Source organism: Acinetobacter sp. WCHA39 (assembly GCF_002165385.1).
GTDB lineage: Bacteria > Pseudomonadota > Gammaproteobacteria > Pseudomonadales > Moraxellaceae > Acinetobacter.
In genome coordinates this window covers 112,550-128,378 of sequence record NZ_NHRP01000006.1, presented here as the reverse complement: position 1 = coordinate 128,378, position 15,829 = coordinate 112,550, and the positions used below count along the sequence as shown (strand labels likewise).

The 15,829-nt window shown below is 39.5% G+C and carries 19 protein-coding genes and 1 pseudogene; 14 read left to right on the top strand and 6 right to left on the bottom strand.

All coding sequences use genetic code 11. From position 1 onward, the window contains the following. A pseudogene (locus tag CDG56_RS04930) lies at positions 1-140 on the top strand (IS4 family transposase); the annotation flags it as partial. A gap of 68 nt (positions 141-208) precedes the next feature. On the opposite strand, the gene CDG56_RS04925 reads toward CDG56_RS04930, so the two are convergent. The 6 genes from CDG56_RS04925 to rplM form a co-directional block, all read right to left on the bottom strand. Continuing rightward, positions 209-568, bottom strand: coding sequence for a hypothetical protein (locus tag CDG56_RS04925; RefSeq protein ID WP_087544648.1), 360 nt, complete (start codon positions 566-568; stop codon positions 209-211). A 379-nt stretch (positions 569-947) separates the two neighbouring features. Then, positions 948-1,595 (bottom strand): hypothetical protein, encoded by a 648-nt coding sequence (locus CDG56_RS04920; RefSeq protein ID WP_087535631.1) that lies wholly within the window; start codon positions 1,593-1,595, stop codon positions 948-950. Between the two features lie 17 nt (positions 1,596-1,612). Continuing rightward, positions 1,613-2,038, bottom strand: a complete 426-nt coding sequence (locus CDG56_RS04915) for a ClpXP protease specificity-enhancing factor (RefSeq protein ID WP_004664913.1) — start codon at positions 2,036-2,038, stop codon at positions 1,613-1,615. Positions 2,039-2,049: 11 nt separating this feature from the next. Then, positions 2,050-2,709, bottom strand: a complete 660-nt coding sequence (locus tag CDG56_RS04910) for a glutathione S-transferase N-terminal domain-containing protein (protein WP_087535633.1) — start codon at positions 2,707-2,709, stop codon at positions 2,050-2,052. 132 nt (positions 2,710-2,841) lie between these two features. Beyond that, positions 2,842-3,228, bottom strand: coding sequence for a 30S ribosomal protein S9 (rpsI, locus tag CDG56_RS04905; protein ID WP_004640839.1), 387 nt, complete (start codon positions 3,226-3,228; stop codon positions 2,842-2,844). A gap of 12 nt (positions 3,229-3,240) precedes the next feature. After that, positions 3,241-3,669 carry a 50S ribosomal protein L13 gene (rplM, locus tag CDG56_RS04900; RefSeq protein WP_004664909.1) on the bottom strand — a complete coding sequence of 143 codons (429 nt, stop codon included), beginning with the start codon at positions 3,667-3,669 and terminating at the stop codon, positions 3,241-3,243. A gap of 263 nt (positions 3,670-3,932) precedes the next feature. On the opposite strand from rplM, the gene CDG56_RS04895 reads away from it, so the two are divergent. The 13 genes from CDG56_RS04895 (at position 3,933) to hisS (ending at position 15,821) form a co-directional block, all read left to right on the top strand. Further along, positions 3,933-4,562: a hypothetical protein gene (locus tag CDG56_RS04895; RefSeq protein WP_005162328.1), complete on the top strand. Its 630-nt coding sequence runs from the start codon at positions 3,933-3,935 to the stop codon at positions 4,560-4,562. 361 nt (positions 4,563-4,923) lie between these two features. Beyond that, on the top strand, positions 4,924-5,892 hold the full coding sequence (gene pdxA, locus CDG56_RS04890; RefSeq protein WP_087547114.1) for a 4-hydroxythreonine-4-phosphate dehydrogenase PdxA: 969 nt from the start codon (positions 4,924-4,926) through the stop codon (positions 5,890-5,892). Positions 5,893-5,924: 32 nt separating this feature from the next. Further along, complete coding sequence (rsmA, locus tag CDG56_RS04885; RefSeq protein ID WP_087547113.1) at positions 5,925-6,743, top strand: 16S rRNA (adenine(1518)-N(6)/adenine(1519)-N(6))-dimethyltransferase RsmA; 819 nt, start codon at positions 5,925-5,927, stop codon at positions 6,741-6,743. After that, positions 6,736-7,575, top strand: a complete 840-nt coding sequence (locus CDG56_RS04880; RefSeq protein ID WP_087547112.1) for a symmetrical bis(5'-nucleosyl)-tetraphosphatase — start codon at positions 6,736-6,738, stop codon at positions 7,573-7,575. The genes rsmA and CDG56_RS04880 overlap by 8 nt, the downstream gene beginning before the upstream one ends. Positions 7,576-7,700: 125 nt before the next feature. Further along, positions 7,701-9,017 carry a glycosyltransferase family 4 protein gene (locus tag CDG56_RS04875; protein ID WP_171295102.1) on the top strand — a complete coding sequence of 439 codons (1,317 nt, stop codon included), beginning with the start codon at positions 7,701-7,703 and terminating at the stop codon, positions 9,015-9,017. 28 nt (positions 9,018-9,045) lie between these two features. After that, a complete protein-coding gene (locus CDG56_RS04870; RefSeq protein WP_087547110.1) occupies positions 9,046-9,597 on the top strand; it encodes a phosphatase PAP2 family protein in 552 nt (183 codons plus the stop codon). A 94-nt stretch (positions 9,598-9,691) separates the two neighbouring features. Continuing rightward, positions 9,692-9,892, top strand: a complete 201-nt coding sequence (gene iscX, locus CDG56_RS04865; RefSeq protein WP_004664895.1) for a Fe-S cluster assembly protein IscX — start codon at positions 9,692-9,694, stop codon at positions 9,890-9,892. Positions 9,893-10,000: 108 nt separating this feature from the next. Next, positions 10,001-10,432: a nucleoside-diphosphate kinase gene (gene ndk, locus CDG56_RS04860; protein WP_003654870.1), complete on the top strand. Its 432-nt coding sequence runs from the start codon at positions 10,001-10,003 to the stop codon at positions 10,430-10,432. A gap of 121 nt (positions 10,433-10,553) precedes the next feature. Beyond that, a complete protein-coding gene (gene rlmN, locus CDG56_RS04855) occupies positions 10,554-11,783 on the top strand; it encodes a 23S rRNA (adenine(2503)-C(2))-methyltransferase RlmN (RefSeq protein WP_087547109.1) in 1,230 nt (409 codons plus the stop codon). 16 nt (positions 11,784-11,799) lie between these two features. Then, positions 11,800-12,603, top strand: coding sequence for a type IV pilus biogenesis/stability protein PilW (gene pilW / locus CDG56_RS04850; RefSeq protein WP_087547108.1), 804 nt, complete (start codon positions 11,800-11,802; stop codon positions 12,601-12,603). Further along, entirely contained in the window at positions 12,594-13,394 is an 801-nt protein-coding gene (locus CDG56_RS04845) for a helix-turn-helix domain-containing protein (protein WP_087547107.1), read from the top strand. The genes pilW and CDG56_RS04845 overlap by 10 nt, the downstream gene beginning before the upstream one ends. A 22-nt stretch (positions 13,395-13,416) precedes the next feature. Continuing rightward, a complete protein-coding gene (gene ispG / locus CDG56_RS04840) occupies positions 13,417-14,532 on the top strand; it encodes a flavodoxin-dependent (E)-4-hydroxy-3-methylbut-2-enyl-diphosphate synthase (protein WP_004664888.1) in 1,116 nt (371 codons plus the stop codon). Further along, positions 14,529-15,821 (top strand): histidine--tRNA ligase, encoded by a 1,293-nt coding sequence (hisS, locus tag CDG56_RS04835; RefSeq protein WP_004664886.1) that lies wholly within the window; start codon positions 14,529-14,531, stop codon positions 15,819-15,821. Before ispG ends, hisS begins: the two co-directional genes overlap by 4 nt. Positions 15,822-15,829 lie beyond the last annotated feature (8 nt).

Here is a 15,829-nt window from a genome sequence, read left to right as displayed (position 1 = left end):
CAGTAAGTTTATTTCGCTACGGTTTGGACTATGTTCAAATGGCTATTCTACGTTTGATTGGTTTTGGAAAAAAAGAAGAATTTAAGAAAGTGCTAGCAATTTTAAGAAAGAAAAAGCCTGATAGGACAAGGGCCCTATGAAATTTGTCGTGTACAAAGAATTAAAATAAATATAAGAAGTCTAATTTTAAAAAAACTTAAGATTTTAATTAAGCAAAGTCTAATTCTTTTTCGAACGTTTTTAATTCGTGGCGTGCCATTGCTAAGTTTGATTTGCTACGATCTAATACAAGGTAAAGAAATAAATTTCCGTTACTCTCTAATGGTCGAATTAGGTGATATGCTTTACCAAGTGTAATTAGAATATCTTCAATATCATCATTAAGTTTGAGTGAGTTTGCAACACGACGTTTTGCGCGAACCACTTCAGTGTTACCTGCTGCTGCTAATTCTAAGTCAATTGCGCCCCCGCCTTGAGTTGCAAGCGCTAAGCCACTTTCAGTGTCTACTAATGCCGCTGCCACAAAACCATCAATATTTGTCAAGCTTTCTAGTGAAATTTTAGCCATGATATTATCTCTACTGATACATCTTGTTTATAAAGTAATCTTCCCTACTTTTGTTTTTGATTCGTTTTCAAAAGTAGATAGTCTCATTATAGGAAACTCTTTTATTAAATCAATAAGACTTTAAAAGTATCAAAATCACAGGATCGCTAATCATTGATAATTTTTGTCAAATAAACAAATTAAAATGCCAATTAAAGATAATAATTTAAATTTAATGTGATTTTTGTCACGAAAATAGGGTGGTTTAAATTATTTTTTTCATTGTAAACAAATGTAAAGCTTTATAATCATATAGTTTCTGTTATTTTAGTATGATTTAAATATATGTAAGTATTTGATAAAGAAAGTAATATACTTTCTTTATCATTTTTTAATATGTTTAAATAGTCGTCAGCTGAATGTAGCTGCAATATAAAAATAATAAAATAATAAGTGCTGTTACAGGTGCAATAATAAAAGACCATGTCGGTGTAGTTGGTTCTGGAGTTGAAATTTCTTCAGTATGTTGTGCTTGATGTACCATTTGATTAAATTCCTGTATCGTTGTCTCTAGAGAAACTTCTTGCTGTATGACTGGTTTTGAACCTAAAAGTTCAGTGAGTTGGTTGGTTGACCAAACCCAATCTTCTGCTTGTCCAGATAAATGTTCTATTTGACCTAAGAGAAGCTCACTTAAACCTGTTTGACCAAAGCTACCTGTTTGGTCTAATTGATTTAATTCTGCGAATTGTAAAGTGAGTATTTCTGAAATACTTGACTCTAACTCAGAAGCGCTTAAAGCGGATTGATTATATGCAGAGGTTGTAAGATGTCTAGCTATTCCTTGGATATAAAGGGGATCAGATGTTTTTATTTCCTGATAAAGTTTTTGATTATCTTTTTTCCAAAGACTGACCAGCTGTCCAAGAGCAAGCATATTCACTTCATCAATAAAATAAAGTCTTTCTTTTGATGAGTGTTGATCAAAGAGCTGTGGTTTTTGAAGTTTAATTTGTTCAGAAAAGTATTGAACTAAGTCAAATGCCATCGTGCATTTCCTCGCTTTTAATCTAAAATCCTAAGAGAAGGTTTTTTCTTATTCGGTTCGGCTTCTTGCTTTTTATCTTCTATTGGAGTTTCGATAGTCTCTTGAATATCGCCATATTCGCTTGGATCAAAAAATAAACCTTGTCCATTTTCTCTAGCATAGAGCCCTAAAACAGCGCGAATAGGTACATAAATATCTTTTGCGACCCCACCGAAACGGGCTGAAAATGAAATAGCATCATTATCCATATGAAATTGATGGATTGCATGGGGTGCCAGATTTAAAACGATTTGTCCATCTTTTACAAATTGTTGAGGAACATCTGTGTGTTGTTGTGTTGCATCAACGAGTAAATAAGGCGTCAATTGGTTATCACAAATCCATTCATAAATGGCACGTGCAAGATAAGGGCGTGTGGGTGTAACATTTAATTGATCTGACATAATTTACAAGCTTATTTAATCATAGGAATTAAATCATTGTAGCTGTTTTTTTCTTGAGCTGTCATTGATTTAATGAAAGATGGGCGACTGAAAACACGATGACAATATAAAAAAATAGGTCGGCAATGTTGCGGTGGAAGTTCAATTCCCATACTTTTTAATCTAAGAAAAATTGGTGCGAGCATACAATCTAAGATTGAAAACGTCTCAGACATAAAAAAAGGAAAATGTTGGAATAATGGAGTGAGTGAAATAAGCGTATCTCTAAGTTCTTTCTGGGCTTTTTGTTTTTCTTGCGGGTTCAGTGTATCGGTATGTCTAAGCATTTGATCTGCAAGCTTGAACCAATCTTGTTCAAAACGCCAAATATATTGACGTTGCTCCGCTCTAGCCATTGGAGCATCCGCATAAAGCTTATTTTGACGATAGCGATCATCCAGATATTCACTAATGATATTTGGTGAAAAAAGTTTTAGATTTTGTTCAATCAACATAGGAAGTTGATTGTAGGGGTTGAGATCAGCCAAATCTTCATCTTCATGATCGGTGATAATCAGATGATATTTAATCTGCTTTTCAGCGAGTAAAAAACGAATCCAGTGTGAACGGAAATCATCTGCATGACTATAAAGCGTAATGCCCTGAACTGGGGTCGTTTCAACAGATGACATATCACAAAGCTAATCAAGTAAACGGTTTAGCATACTAAAAAAATATAAGAAAAGCATCTTAGAAATATGTAGAACTATATAAATAAAAAAACCTCGGATAAATCCGAGGTTTTTGTCCAATTCGTAAAACGATTAACGTTTAGAGAATTGAGGACGTTTACGAGCTTTACGTAAACCAAGTTTCTTACGTTCAACTTCACGAGCATCACGAGTAACGAAACCAGCTTGACGAAGAGCAGGTTTTAAAGTTTCGTCAGCAGCGATCAATGCACGAGTAATACCGTGACGGATTGCGCCAGCTTGACCACCAATACCACCACCTTTAACAGTGATGTAAAGGTCAAATTTTTCAGTAACTTCTAAAAGCTCTAAAGGCTGACGTACAACCATACGAGCAGTTTCACGACCGAAATATTGCTCTAAAGTACGATTGTTGATTACGAGTTTGCCTGTACCAGCTGATAAGAAAACACGTGCAGTTGCGGTCTTACGGCGACCTGTACCATAATTAGTAGCCATGTGCTGTATCCCTTAGATGTCCAAAACTTGTGGCTGTTGAGCAGTATGAGGATGCTCGCTACCAGCGTACACTTTCATTTTTTTGATCATTGCATAACCAAGAGGACCTTTTGGTAACATACCTTTAACAGCTTTTTCTAAAACTGCTTCAGGTTTGTGAGCGATTAACTTTTCAAAGTTAGTCTCACGGATACCACCAGGGAAACCAGTATGGCGATAGTATTTCTTATCAAGTGATTTATTACCAGTCACTTGAACGTGTTCAGCATTGATCACAACGATGTAGTCACCAGTGTCAACGTGAGGAGTATAAGAAGTTTTGTGCTTACCGCGTAAACGACGAGCGATTTCAGTCGCAAGGCGACCTAAAGTTTTGCCAGAAGCATCAACAACATACCAGTCGTGTTGAACTTCAGCAGGCTTAGCGCTGAGAGTTTTCATTAACCACTACCTATTATAGTTGGTTTGAGCAAGGAATCGCCCAAACAAAAGGAGAGCGAATTCTACATGAATTTCTAAAATCACACAAGAACAATTCATTGTTAATGTCATATTTTGCTGCAATGTGACCGATTTTGTAACTATATCGCCGTTAATTTTTAGCTACATTTTTTGGCTTGAGAGGTGGTGGTATTTAACCTATCATTTTTGAATTAATTATTTGAAATAAGTAGAAGTATTTACCTCTTCTTTTGGGGAATTTGATGAAATTGTCGTTTTCTACAAACATTATTGTAGTCGCTATTTGCGTAATAGCTTGTTCCACACAAGCGAATGCACGACGCCTCTACAAATGGGTCGATGAGGGCAGTGTAACCAATTATTCTGAATTTCAGCCCAAAGAAGGTACAAGTCGTAAAGTTGAAGTCTTGGAGAGTCGTGGTGAGCATGTTGATCCAGCAATGATGGTTACTGCTGAAATGAAACCACTTGAAATACCAGATGATCAAACGAACCCCTTAGCACAACCCTCAAGTTCTTCAGTGCAAGCAAATGCTCCCCTGCATCAACAATCATCGCAGACTATTGTAAAACAAGGTGCTATAGCATCTCCTTATACTTCTCACCCAGTAAATACGCCTCCATTGCCAGAAAAGAAAGAACCACAACTCGTGCAGCAGCCTCAACCTGTAGAGAAAAAGGAGCCGATTGCAAATCCATTTATAGAGAAGCCGAGTAGTGCTGCGGTTGTTGCGGTAGAAAAGAAAGAAGAGACGGCGGTTGTTCAACCTGAGAAAAAGGTACAACCAAAAATTAACCCGTGGACTCGTCAAGTTGAATTTGTACCTTCTAATCTAGTGCCTGAAAATCTGCCTAAAGCGAAAAAGCCTTAAAAATTACAAATTGTTCACTATTTAGTTTTATTCTCTTTCTTGATTGCTTCTTATTTAGGGGGCGCGCGCTGAGAGGGAATAGAACTTGATGGATAATCATTTTAAGTGTTTCATCAGCGTTGTGTTGTGGCATCTAATCGCTCTAATGTTATTCCGATTGATTTTCTTTAGTCGCATTTAAATTCTATTTTTATAGTTTATATTCTTGTATTTATTGGTAAAAATAAATTTATTGTATTTATTGTTTATCAGCTTGTAAATTTTCACTTCATATTTTTTCAAAAACTTTTGCTTATATGGGGAGTGGATTGTTTTTTTCGGTAAACTATAACGTAATGCTTAAAATTAGAATTGGTGAGTCATGTTGCCTTTGTATGTCACTTCTGGCGAACCAGCCGGAATTGGACCAGATATTTGTCTAAGTCTAGCAAACCGTGTTGATGAGCGACCGATCGTTATTTTGGCTGATGTCCAGATGTTGCAGCAGCGCGCCAAACAGTTAAATATTGATGTTGAACTTATTCCATTTCAGGGCGAAAAACGGTCGAGTTTAGCAGGGCAGCTTTTCGTTGAGCATGTGCCTTTAGCAAAACCTGTTATTTTAGGTCAGTTAGATTCAGCCAATGCTGCTTATGTGTTAGAGCAATTACGTCGTTCAGCTGACTATGCGATGTCGGGGCGGAGTGTAGGGGTTGCTACAGCACCAGTGCAAAAGTCGATTATTAATGATGCAGGCATTCTATTTAGCGGACATACTGAGTTTTACCAAGAGTTTGCAAGTGTGGATCGTGTGGTGATGATGTTGGCGACTAAAACATTGCGTGTCGCATTGGCAACCACACATTTACCGTTGCGGGATGTACCTGATGCGATTACTAAAGAGCGTTTGCATCAAGTGATTGATATTCTGATTCAAGACTTAAAAAGCAAATTTAAAATCGCACAACCACGCATTCTGGTCTGTGGCTTAAATCCACATGCAGGTGAAGATGGTTATTTAGGTCGAGAAGAAATCGACGTGATTAATCCAGTGCTAGAAAGCTATCGTGCGCAAGGTATAGGGATGAGTCTCTGTTTGCCTGCAGATACCTTATTTACCCCAGAAAATCTAAAAGATGCAGATGCTGTTTTAGCAATGTATCACGATCAAGGTTTACCTGTGTTAAAATCACAAGGCTTTGGTGAAGCAGTAAACATTACATTAGGCTTGCCATTTATTCGAACTTCGGTCGATCATGGTACAGCACTTTCTCTTGCAGGCACTGGACAGGCAAAAGCATCAAGTTTGCAGGTTGCAGTGGATTTAGCACTTGATTTAGCCCGTCAGTAATGGGCGAGTAAATTATTCACGTTGGAATTATTATGTATCAAATTAATGCCCTAAACCCTAAAGATGAAGGGCATCAGGCTCGAAAACGTTTTGGTCAAAACTTCTTACATGATCAACGTGTGATTGCCAAAATTGTACGTTCAGTGAATCCGCGTGCGGGTGAAAATATTGTCGAAATTGGACCGGGTTTAGCTGCATTGACCTCACCTTTAATTGGCGAGTGTGATGCGTTAACCGTGGTTGAGCTGGATCGTGATTTGGCTGCCGGTTTACCGGGACGTGTGCCATATCCTGAACGTTTGACCATTATTGAAGCTGATGCTTTAAAATATGATTTCAAGCAATTGTTTCAAGACGGTCGTCCACTACGTGTGGTGGGAAATTTACCATATAACATTTCTACGCCTTTGTTGTTCCATCTCTTGGAGTTTGGTGACAAAGTCAAAGACATGCATTTCATGTTGCAAAAGGAAGTGGTTGATCGTATTACGGCAACACCAAACACCAAAGAATATGGTCGTTTATCGGTGATGATCCAGTATTACTGTAAACCGACTTTCTTATTTGAAGTGCCACCAGGTTCATTTAATCCGCCACCAAAAGTGACATCAGCTGTATTTCGTTTGGAACCTTATGAAACTAAGCCAATTATTGCAAAAAATGAAAAAGCTTTGTCACGTTTAGTCAGCCATGTATTTACCCAACGGCGTAAGACCTTACGTAATAGCTTAAAAGGGATGTTGGCAGAAGATGGCTTTGAAAAAGCAGGTGTCGATCCGATGGCGCGCCCAGAAACCTTAAGCTTGGCTGATTTTGTCGCACTTTCTGATCAGATGGTATCTTATGTCTAAACGCTATAACTATGTCATTGGTGATGTACAAGGTTGTTTTGAAGCGCTGAAAGCGTTATTGAAAGAAATTCGCTTTGATCCAGATCAAGACTTTTTATGGTTTGCGGGTGATTTAGTTGCACGTGGCGAAAACTCGGTGGGCGCATTACGCTTTATTAAAAAACTGGCTGATCGTGGTGCTGCAGCAACTGTACTAGGCAATCATGATCTGACCCTCATTGCTTGTGCTCGTGGTTTTAAAAAAGTTAAAGATAAAGATCGTACTCAGGACGTGATTGATGCGATTGATGGTGATGAGCTGATTGATTGGCTGCGAAAACAGCCATTAAGTTTATCTCCGAATGATCAAACTCTGATTACTCATGCAGGTGTGCCGTGTATCTGGAATGCCGAACAAACTGTGGTATTGGCACAAGAAGTCGAGCAGGTAGTTGGTCATGACGATCTTTTGGTTTTAGATAGTTTTCTTGCAGAGATGTATGGTTCACAACCTGATTTATGGTCAGATGAGCTGACAGGTATGGCACGTTTGCGCTGTATTACCAATTATCTGACCCGAATGCGTTTGACTGATGCCGAAGGGCGTTTAGAGTTTGACTTTAAAGATGCACTTGATGCGCCGATGCCAACAGGCTTTCAGCCGTGGTTTGAGTTTGATAGTCAGGCTGCACAAACTCATCAAATTATTTTTGGACATTGGGCGGCCTTGCAGGGTAAAACCATTAGTCGCCAAATTCAAAATGTCGATGGTGGATGTGTTTGGGGGCAACAACTGGTGGCTTATCGTTTAGAAGATCAACAACTTTTCGCAGTGGATAATCCTTTGGCTTGATTAGCCTGTGATCTCTTTTAAATGCCCATTTTCATATTGAAATCGGGCATTTCTATTTTAAGACTGTCAAAAAACTGTCATACACTGATCATTAAAGTGTCAAAAAATATTTATAAGCTAAAAGCATGAAAATAACGACACGAATGGATGGCGATATGCAAAGTACATACGCGACATCTCTACTAAAGCAAGAACAGTTTCCTGAAAGTTTTAAATTTTACTTTAAAAGGAAACAACTCAAAAATAAACAAGATGAATTGTCTGAACTTCGGGATTTAGTTCGCCCTCGTTTGAGAATTGCAATTGTCACTGAAACATGGCCACCAGAAATTAATGGTGTAGCATTATCTATGATGCAATTATGTCAGGGGCTACAACGGCTTGGGCATAAAATTCTATTGGTCAGGCCTATACAAAAAACGATTTGTACAGAATTTAACCCTGAACAAGAATGCTTGGTGATGTCTCAGCCTATTCCAAAATACCCAAGTGTTCAATTTGGTTGGCCACAATATCTTAAAGTCTCTAAAGCATTTGAGCAGTTCGCACCTGACGTAGTGCATATCGTGACTGAAGGTCCATTAGGTTTAATAGCACTACAAGCTGCAAAGTCAAAAAAAATCGCCGTATCGAGTGGATTCCATTCAGCTTTCCAAGATTTTAGCCGTTTCTTTGACTTGGCTTTTTTAGTCAAACCGATTCAACGTTACTTAACATGGTTTCATAATAGTACAGATGTCACGTGTGTACCCAGTCAATACACGGAACAAGCACTGCGTGGTTTTGGTGTGACTTGTCCTTTAGTTGTTGTTGGACGAGGTGTTGATACTGCGAAGTTTTCCCCAAAACATCGTTCACAGCAATTACGCCAACAATGGGGTGTAGATGCTGATACCCGTGTAATGCTGTATGTTGGACGCTTATCGCCAGAAAAAGAAATTGATGTCTTAATTAAAGCTTTCCATGCGTGGCAGAGACAGCAAGGTGCAAATACAAAATTTGTAATTGTGGGAGATGGGCCTGATCGTATTCGTTTGAGTAAATTAGCGATATCAGAAGATATTATTTTTACTGGTAGCTTAAGTGGTAAGAATCTTTCAGCCGCTTATGCAAGTGCAGATGTTTTTGCATTTGCTAGTCAAGCTGATACGTTTGGAAATGTAGTGCTAGAAGCAATTGCAAGCGGATTACCAGTGATTGCTTATGACTACGTATGTGCACATCAGCATGTCAAACACGGTGTTACAGGTTGGTTGAGTCCTCTAGGGCAGACCGCAGATTTAACCCAATCCATTTGTCATTTGCCAACTCTCCCAGAACTGAGAAAAATGGGTTTATTAGCAAGTGAAACTGTACAGGAAACCAGTTGGCAGTTTCCTGTACAACAATTAGAACAAGCACTTTATCAGGTGGTGAAGGAGTCTCCCATGACCTCTACCTAAAGTATTCTCAAACAAGAGGAGAAAAAGTATGAAATTTCAAAATGCAAAAATAAAAATACTCGATCTAGATCTAAAAGGGTGTGTATACCTCAATCATCTCTCTCAGTCCCAACGCATTGCCTTATTTTTTAAAACGATTAGTCGTTTGGGTGATGGACCATTTTGGTATGTCATGTTGTTATCAGTATGGATCGCACAAGGTTTGGCATACGGTCTACAAATTCTATATTTGCTCGTTGCAGGTTCTGTTGGTACCGGGATTTATAAGTTTTTAAAGCATAAAACGACTCGACCACGCCCTTATCAAGTTCACCAAGTGATTGTACTGGGCGAGCGACCATTGGATCATTTTAGTTTTCCATCAGGTCATACTTTGCATGCGGTCATGGTTACTATTACATTAGGCTATATCCAACCGTTGTTATTAATCTTGATGTTGCCATTTATGATTCTGGTTGCATTGTCCCGCATGATTTTAGGATTACATTACCCAAGTGATGTGATCGTCGGGGCGGTGATTGGTGCATCCGTCGCTAGCTGTATTATTTTGTTGGCACCAAGCTTCAATATCATTCTTTGAATAATTTAACGAGTTTTAATGATAGAAGACTATTTTTTAAATCTTGGGATTTGTTAAAGTACGCTCAATCACTAACTGTTAATTAGGTTATCAAATGGGCTTACGTTGGACGGATACGATTGATATCGCAATCGAACTTACTGAAGCACACCCAGATGTAGATCCTCAATGGATCCGTTTTACTGATTTACATGCTTGGGTTTGTGCATTACCAGACTTTAATGATGACCCAAATAAGTCGACGGAAGGTTTGCTTGAAGCGATTCAAATGGCTTGGTTGGATGAAGTTCGTTAAAAAAACATCAGAAATCACTGAACTTTTACAGATTCAAGCTGATTATTGGCGATGACATCGGTATAATGCGGCAAATTTTTTAGTTTACACCATAAATAGGAGTCAATCATGGCGATTGAACGTACTTTATCTATCGTAAAACCAGATGCAGTTTCTAAAAACCACATTGGTGACATTTTTGCTCGTTTTGAAAAAGCGGGTTTAAAAATTGTTGCGACTAAAATGAAACACCTTTCTCAAGCTGATGCTGAAGGTTTCTATGCTGAGCACAAAGAACGTGGTTTCTTTGGTGATTTAGTTGCATTCATGACTTCTGGCCCAGTTGTTGTTTCTGTTCTTGAAGGCGAAAATGCAGTTCTTGCTCACCGTGAAATCTTAGGTGCTACAAACCCTAAAGAAGCAGCTCCAGGTACAATCCGCGCTGATTTCGCTGTAAGCATCGACGAAAATGCTGCTCACGGTTCTGACTCAGTTGCTTCTGCTGAGCGTGAAATCGCTTACTTCTTTGCTGATAACGAGATCTGCCCACGCACTCGTTAATCCAAAGTATTCAAGCCAGATAAGTGGTATACTACTTATCTGGTTTTTTATTTTTTATAGATTGAGTTGTGTAAAAAACACACAACATTTTCTAGCGCTGATATCGTTTAGGTAAATATACATGAGTTCTGTAGTGGTCGTTTCATCTGAGAATGTCGATGAAAAACAACAGTCTTTAACTACGTCTGTCGTTCAAGCTGCCGATAAGAAAGTAAATTTACTTGGCATGTCCAGAGCTGAATTAGAAAAATTCTTTGAAGACTTAGGCGAAAAGAAGTTTCGTGCCGGTCAAGTCATGAAATGGATACACCAGTTTTTCGTCACTGATTTTGCTGAAATGAGTAATATTTCAGGAAAATTACGTGAAAAATTAGAAAAAATCTGCGAAATCAAAGCACCTGAAGTGGTGCACCGTAACTATTCTAAAGATGGTACTCGTAAGTGGGTATTTCGTGTAGGTGAAGGTTCTCTGGTTGAAACCGTACTGATTCCTGCAGAAGATAAAGCAGGTGCGCGTAAAACCTTGTGTATTTCATCACAAGTGGGTTGTGCACTGGATTGTTCATTCTGTTCGACGGGTAAGCAAGGTTTCCAACGTGATCTAACACCAGCAGAAATCATCGGTCAGTTGTGGATGGCAAATTATTCTTATATGGAAGATGTGCCTGTTGCTGAGCGTGAACGTACCGTGACCAATGTGGTCATGATGGGTATGGGTGAACCTTTACTTAATTACGATGCAGTACTCAGCTCAATGCAGTTAATGTTAGATGATTTTGCCTACGGAATGTCTAAACGCCGTGTAACTTTATCAACATCAGGTGTTGTTCCAAAAATTGATCAATTAGCGCAAGACATCGATGTTGCACTTGCGATTTCATTACATGCACCAAATGATGAACTACGTAATGAATTGGTTCCTATTAATAAAAAATATCCATTACAGCAACTTATTGCTGCGTGCCAACGTTATTTAGCTAAAGATGGCAATGAAAGCTCACGTCGCCATGTCACTATCGAATATGTGATGTTGGAGGGTGTCAATGATCAGCCTGAGCATGCACAGCAATTATTAAAATTATTGAAAAACTTGCCAAGTAAAATCAATCTAATCCCATTTAATCCATTTCCACATGCACCTTACGGACGTTCGAGTCGTAATCGCATCATTGCTTTTCAAAAAACTTTGTCTGACGCCGGATTTGTGTGTACGATTCGTCAGACACGTGGCGATGATATCGATGCTGCATGTGGTCAATTGGTAGGACAGGTTGCTGACCGTACACGTCGTGCGGAACAGTGGAAGAAGAAAGTGGCGCAACGACAAGAAATTTTGCGCACACAAGGATAAACTTGGGGATATAGCGTTGAATACAACTCGACTAAAAACGATTATAACGACTGCTGTTGTCTTTACTGTAATGGGTTTAACCGCTTGTCAATCTTCGACAGGGTTGAAGAAAGACCCAGAAAAAGCTGTTCAAGTTCGTTCCCAACTGGCTGCTGAATATATTCGTACAGGTGATTTGGATTCCGCTAAACGTTCTCTTGATCAAGCTTTAAATATTGATTCGCGTGATGCAAACGCCAATATGATGATGGGGATTCTACTGCAACAGGAAGGCAGTAAACCTAATATGGAAAAAGCAGATGCTTATTTTAAGCGTGCGATTTCTTCAGAACCAGATAATGCACAAGCTCGTAATAATTACGGTACATATTTGTATCAAATGCAACGTTATAATGAAGCGATTGAGCAATTTACCCGTGCAGGTGCAACCTTAGGTTATGAACAGCGATTTCAATCGTTGGAAAACTTGGGGCGAATCTATTTAAAGTTAGGCGATGTTGCGAATGCTGAAAAAGCATTCAAACAAGCGCTACAAGCAAATCGTAATGCAACTATTTCAATGTTAGAGTTGGCAGAAATTTTCTATTTGCAACAAAATAATAGAGATGCATCGCAACTATACGAACAGTATGTTCGTAATGTGGGGCAAAAAAACCAAGGTGCACGTGCACTTTGGATTGGTTTACGCATTGCTCGAGCGAGTGCGGATCAATTAGGAATGCAAGTGTTAGTGAATCAATTACGAGCATTATTTCCTGAGAGTCCAGAATATCAACGTTATTTGCAATTACAGTACAGTACTGAGGCCGTATGGAAATAAATCCAAATTCACATCAGCCAACTGGCTCAACCTCGCCATCGTCAACGTTAGGAAATATTCAACGACCTGGTGAGTATTTGCGTCAAATTCGTATTGCACAAAAGAAAGAACTTGAAGAAATTGCAAGCGCATTGAATATGCCCGTTAAAACATTAACGGCATTAGAGCAAGATGACTATAAATCCTTGCCTGAAGCCACATTCATCAAAGGCTATTACCGTGCCTATGCAAAACTGCTCAATGCAGATGCCAGTGCCATCATCCAGCGTTTTGATGAAATCTATGCCAATGACACAGGTCTCAAGGCCAATCATGCCCTGAGTAACTCCCCAATCAAGACTATGGGCAAGCTTGCTGGATCGAAAAGTTTACGTAACCGTAAATGGTTGAAGCGTATTGCTATTTTAGCTGCTGTTTTAGTCTTAGCTTGGTTGGCAGTGATGGCTGTACAAAATTGGACATCAAGCCACAAAGATGATGCAGAAGTTGAAGCGCCGAAAGCAAAAAGTTCTGATGTCGAAATTATACCGATGGGAACCACAACGAACGTAACTTCTGGCGACCAATTAGTTTTGAACTTTAGTCGACCAACATCTGTGCATATCGTTGATGCAACAGGTAAAGTATTAGCAACAGGTCGTCAAGCATCTACATTAACTTTGAGTGGTGAATCACCATTCCAAATTCGTTTAGATGATGCAACAGCTGTATCCTTGACCTTGAATCAGGAGCAAATATCTTTGTCTCCATATACGGTTAATGGAAAAGCAGAATTCCGTTTGTCTCGTTAATGCCAAAGAGTAGAGCTATACGATGATTGTGAATCCAATTAAACGCCGTCCAACACGTAAAATTCGTGTTGGTTCAGTGTATGTCGGTGGTGATGCCCCGATTAGTGTTCAAAGTATGACCAATACTGAAACCTGTGATGTGGATGCAACTGTAGCGCAAATCCAGCGCTGTGCAGATGCAGGTGCAGATATTATGCGTGTTTCCGTACCGTCAATGGAAGCAGCAGAAGCTTTTGGGGCAATTCGAAAACGAGTCTCTGTACCATTGGTTGCTGATATTCACTTTGATCATCGTATTGCTTTAGCAGTTGCGGACTATGGCGCAGATTGTTTGCGCATTAATCCTGGTAATATTGGTTCGGATCAGAAAGTACGTGAAGTCGTTGCTGCAGCAAAACATCATGGTATTTCGATTCGTATCGGTGTGAATGCAGGTTCTCTGGAAAAAGACTTACAAGTGAAATATGGTGAGCCGACAGGGCAGGCCTTACTTGAGTCAGCGATGCGCCATATCGATATTCTCGACCGTTTAGATTTCCATGAGTTCAAGGTCAGCGTTAAGGCATCGAATGTATTTTTAACGATGGATGCTTATCGTTTGCTGTCTCAACAGATAGATAATCCACTGCATCTTGGTGTGACTGAAGCAGGGATTTACCGTACGGGTACAGTCAAATCAGCAATTGCCTTGGGCGGACTGTTGATGGAAGGCATTGGCGATACTATGCGTATTTCGCTCGCGGCTGAACCTGAGGATGAAATTAAAATCGGTTTTGATATTTTAAAATCGTTGGGCTTACGCTCAAATGGTATTAACTTTATTGCTTGCCCAAGCTGCTCACGTCAGGAATTTAATGTGATTCAAGTGATGCAGGCTTTGGAAGAGCGCCTAGAAGATATCCGTACACCGATGGATTTATCCGTGATTGGATGTAAAGTGAATGGTCCTGGTGAAGCTAAAGAGGCGGATATCGGTATCGTTGGCGCATCACCGCGTTCACTGGTCTATCGTAATGGTGAAAAAAGTCATTTAATTGACACAAATCAGTTGGTTGATGAAATTGAAACAATGGTTCGTCAACGTGTTCAAGAGCTTGAAGAAGCTAAATCTAAAGAAATTATTCGTAGTTCATCATGAGTTCAATTGTCGCGATCAAAGGTTTTAATGACACCCTTCCAACACAAACTGCTGCTTGGAGAAGTCTGGAACAACAATTAGCATCTTTAATGGATGCCTATGGCTATCAACAAATCCGTTTACCGATCGTTGAACAAACGGGTTTGTTTAAGCGTGCGATTGGTGATGCAACCGATATCGTTGAAAAGGAAATGTATACCTTTTTTGATAAAGGTACTCCACCTGAATCGCTGACTTTGCGTCCAGAAGGTACGGCTGGGTGTGTGCGTGCGATGTTGGAACATAACTTATTGCGTGGTGCAACACCGCGTGTTTGGTATGTGGGTCCAATGTTCCGCTATGAAAAACCACAAAAAGGTCGCTATCGCCAGTTCCATCAATTTGGTGTTGAAACTTTTGGTGTGGCAACGCCAGATATTGATGCAGAAATCATTTTAATGACGGCTCGCCTATGGAAACGTATGGGTGTAGCAGCAAATGTTCGTCTAGAACTCAATACTTTAGGTGAGACGGATGAGCGTGCGGAATATCGTGCTGCTTTGGTTGAGTTTTTAAATCAGCACAAAGATGCATTAGATGAGGATTCACAACGCCGTTTAAGTACCAATCCATTACGTATTTTAGACTCTAAAATTGAATCAACACAAAAGATTTTAGAAAATGCACCAAAGTTGCATGATTTCTTAAAAGAAGATTCGATCAATCATTTCCAACAATTACAACAGTACCTCACTGATGCAGGCGTTGAGTTTGTAATTAACCAGAAGTTAGTACGTGGCTTGGACTACTACAACAAAACTGTATTTGAATGGACGACAACGATGTTGGGTTCACAAGGAACGGTTTGTGCAGGCGGTCGTTACGATGGCTTGGTAGGACAACTGAAAGGTAAAGCAGATCAATCTGTACCTGCAGTTGGTTTTGCAATGGGTATGGAACGTTTACTGTTGTTGCTTGAGCAGGTTGAACAAGCCCAAGAAGTACGTGATTGTGAAGTTTTCTTATTGGCTGAGCCTGCATTTCAAGCTAAAGCTTTAGTATTAGCAGAGCAAATCCGTGACCAGTTAGAAGCAGCAAACAGCTCAATTCGTCTGAAAACAGGTTCACAAGGCAGTATGAAAAGCCAAATGAAAAAGGCTGATCAATCGGGTGCAATCTATGCAGTGATTTTGGGTGAGCGCGAGTGGGAATCACAACAGCTTTTGGTCAAAGAGCTAGCAACGGGTGAGCAGGCGCAGGTCGCTTTAACTGAGCTGACATCTTTTTTTATCGAAAAATTTAAACAATAAATTGCACA

What these genes read in the sequence shown, in the direction of transcription:
- CDG56_RS04925 (WP_087544648.1), bottom strand. Translation starts at nt 568, where the DNA reads ATGGCTAAAATTTCACTAGAAAGCTTGACAAATATTGATGGTTTTGTG.
- CDG56_RS04920 (WP_087535631.1), bottom strand. Translation starts at nt 1,595, where the DNA reads ATGGCATTTGACTTAGTTCAATACTTTTCTGAACAAATTAAACTTCAA.
- CDG56_RS04915 (WP_004664913.1), bottom strand. Translation starts at nt 2,038, where the DNA reads ATGTCAGATCAATTAAATGTTACACCCACACGCCCTTATCTTGCACGT.
- CDG56_RS04910 (WP_087535633.1), bottom strand. Translation starts at nt 2,709, where the DNA reads ATGTCATCTGTTGAAACGACCCCAGTTCAGGGCATTACGCTTTATAGT.
- rpsI (WP_004640839.1), bottom strand. Translation starts at nt 3,228, where the DNA reads ATGGCTACTAATTATGGTACAGGTCGCCGTAAGACCGCAACTGCACGT.
- rplM (WP_004664909.1), bottom strand. Translation starts at nt 3,669, where the DNA reads ATGAAAACTCTCAGCGCTAAGCCTGCTGAAGTTCAACACGACTGGTAT.
- CDG56_RS04895 (WP_005162328.1), top strand. Translation starts at nt 3,933, where the DNA reads ATGAAATTGTCGTTTTCTACAAACATTATTGTAGTCGCTATTTGCGTA.
- pdxA (WP_087547114.1), top strand. Translation starts at nt 4,924, where the DNA reads ATGTTGCCTTTGTATGTCACTTCTGGCGAACCAGCCGGAATTGGACCA.
- rsmA (WP_087547113.1), top strand. Translation starts at nt 5,925, where the DNA reads ATGTATCAAATTAATGCCCTAAACCCTAAAGATGAAGGGCATCAGGCT.
- CDG56_RS04880 (WP_087547112.1), top strand. Translation starts at nt 6,736, where the DNA reads ATGTCTAAACGCTATAACTATGTCATTGGTGATGTACAAGGTTGTTTT.
- CDG56_RS04875 (WP_171295102.1), top strand. Translation starts at nt 7,701, where the DNA reads ATGAAAATAACGACACGAATGGATGGCGATATGCAAAGTACATACGCG.
- CDG56_RS04870 (WP_087547110.1), top strand. Translation starts at nt 9,046, where the DNA reads ATGAAATTTCAAAATGCAAAAATAAAAATACTCGATCTAGATCTAAAA.
- iscX (WP_004664895.1), top strand. Translation starts at nt 9,692, where the DNA reads ATGGGCTTACGTTGGACGGATACGATTGATATCGCAATCGAACTTACT.
- ndk (WP_003654870.1), top strand. Translation starts at nt 10,001, where the DNA reads ATGGCGATTGAACGTACTTTATCTATCGTAAAACCAGATGCAGTTTCT.
- rlmN (WP_087547109.1), top strand. Translation starts at nt 10,554, where the DNA reads ATGAGTTCTGTAGTGGTCGTTTCATCTGAGAATGTCGATGAAAAACAA.
- CDG56_RS04845 (WP_087547107.1), top strand. Translation starts at nt 12,594, where the DNA reads ATGGAAATAAATCCAAATTCACATCAGCCAACTGGCTCAACCTCGCCA.
- ispG (WP_004664888.1), top strand. Translation starts at nt 13,417, where the DNA reads ATGATTGTGAATCCAATTAAACGCCGTCCAACACGTAAAATTCGTGTT.
- hisS (WP_004664886.1), top strand. Translation starts at nt 14,529, where the DNA reads ATGAGTTCAATTGTCGCGATCAAAGGTTTTAATGACACCCTTCCAACA.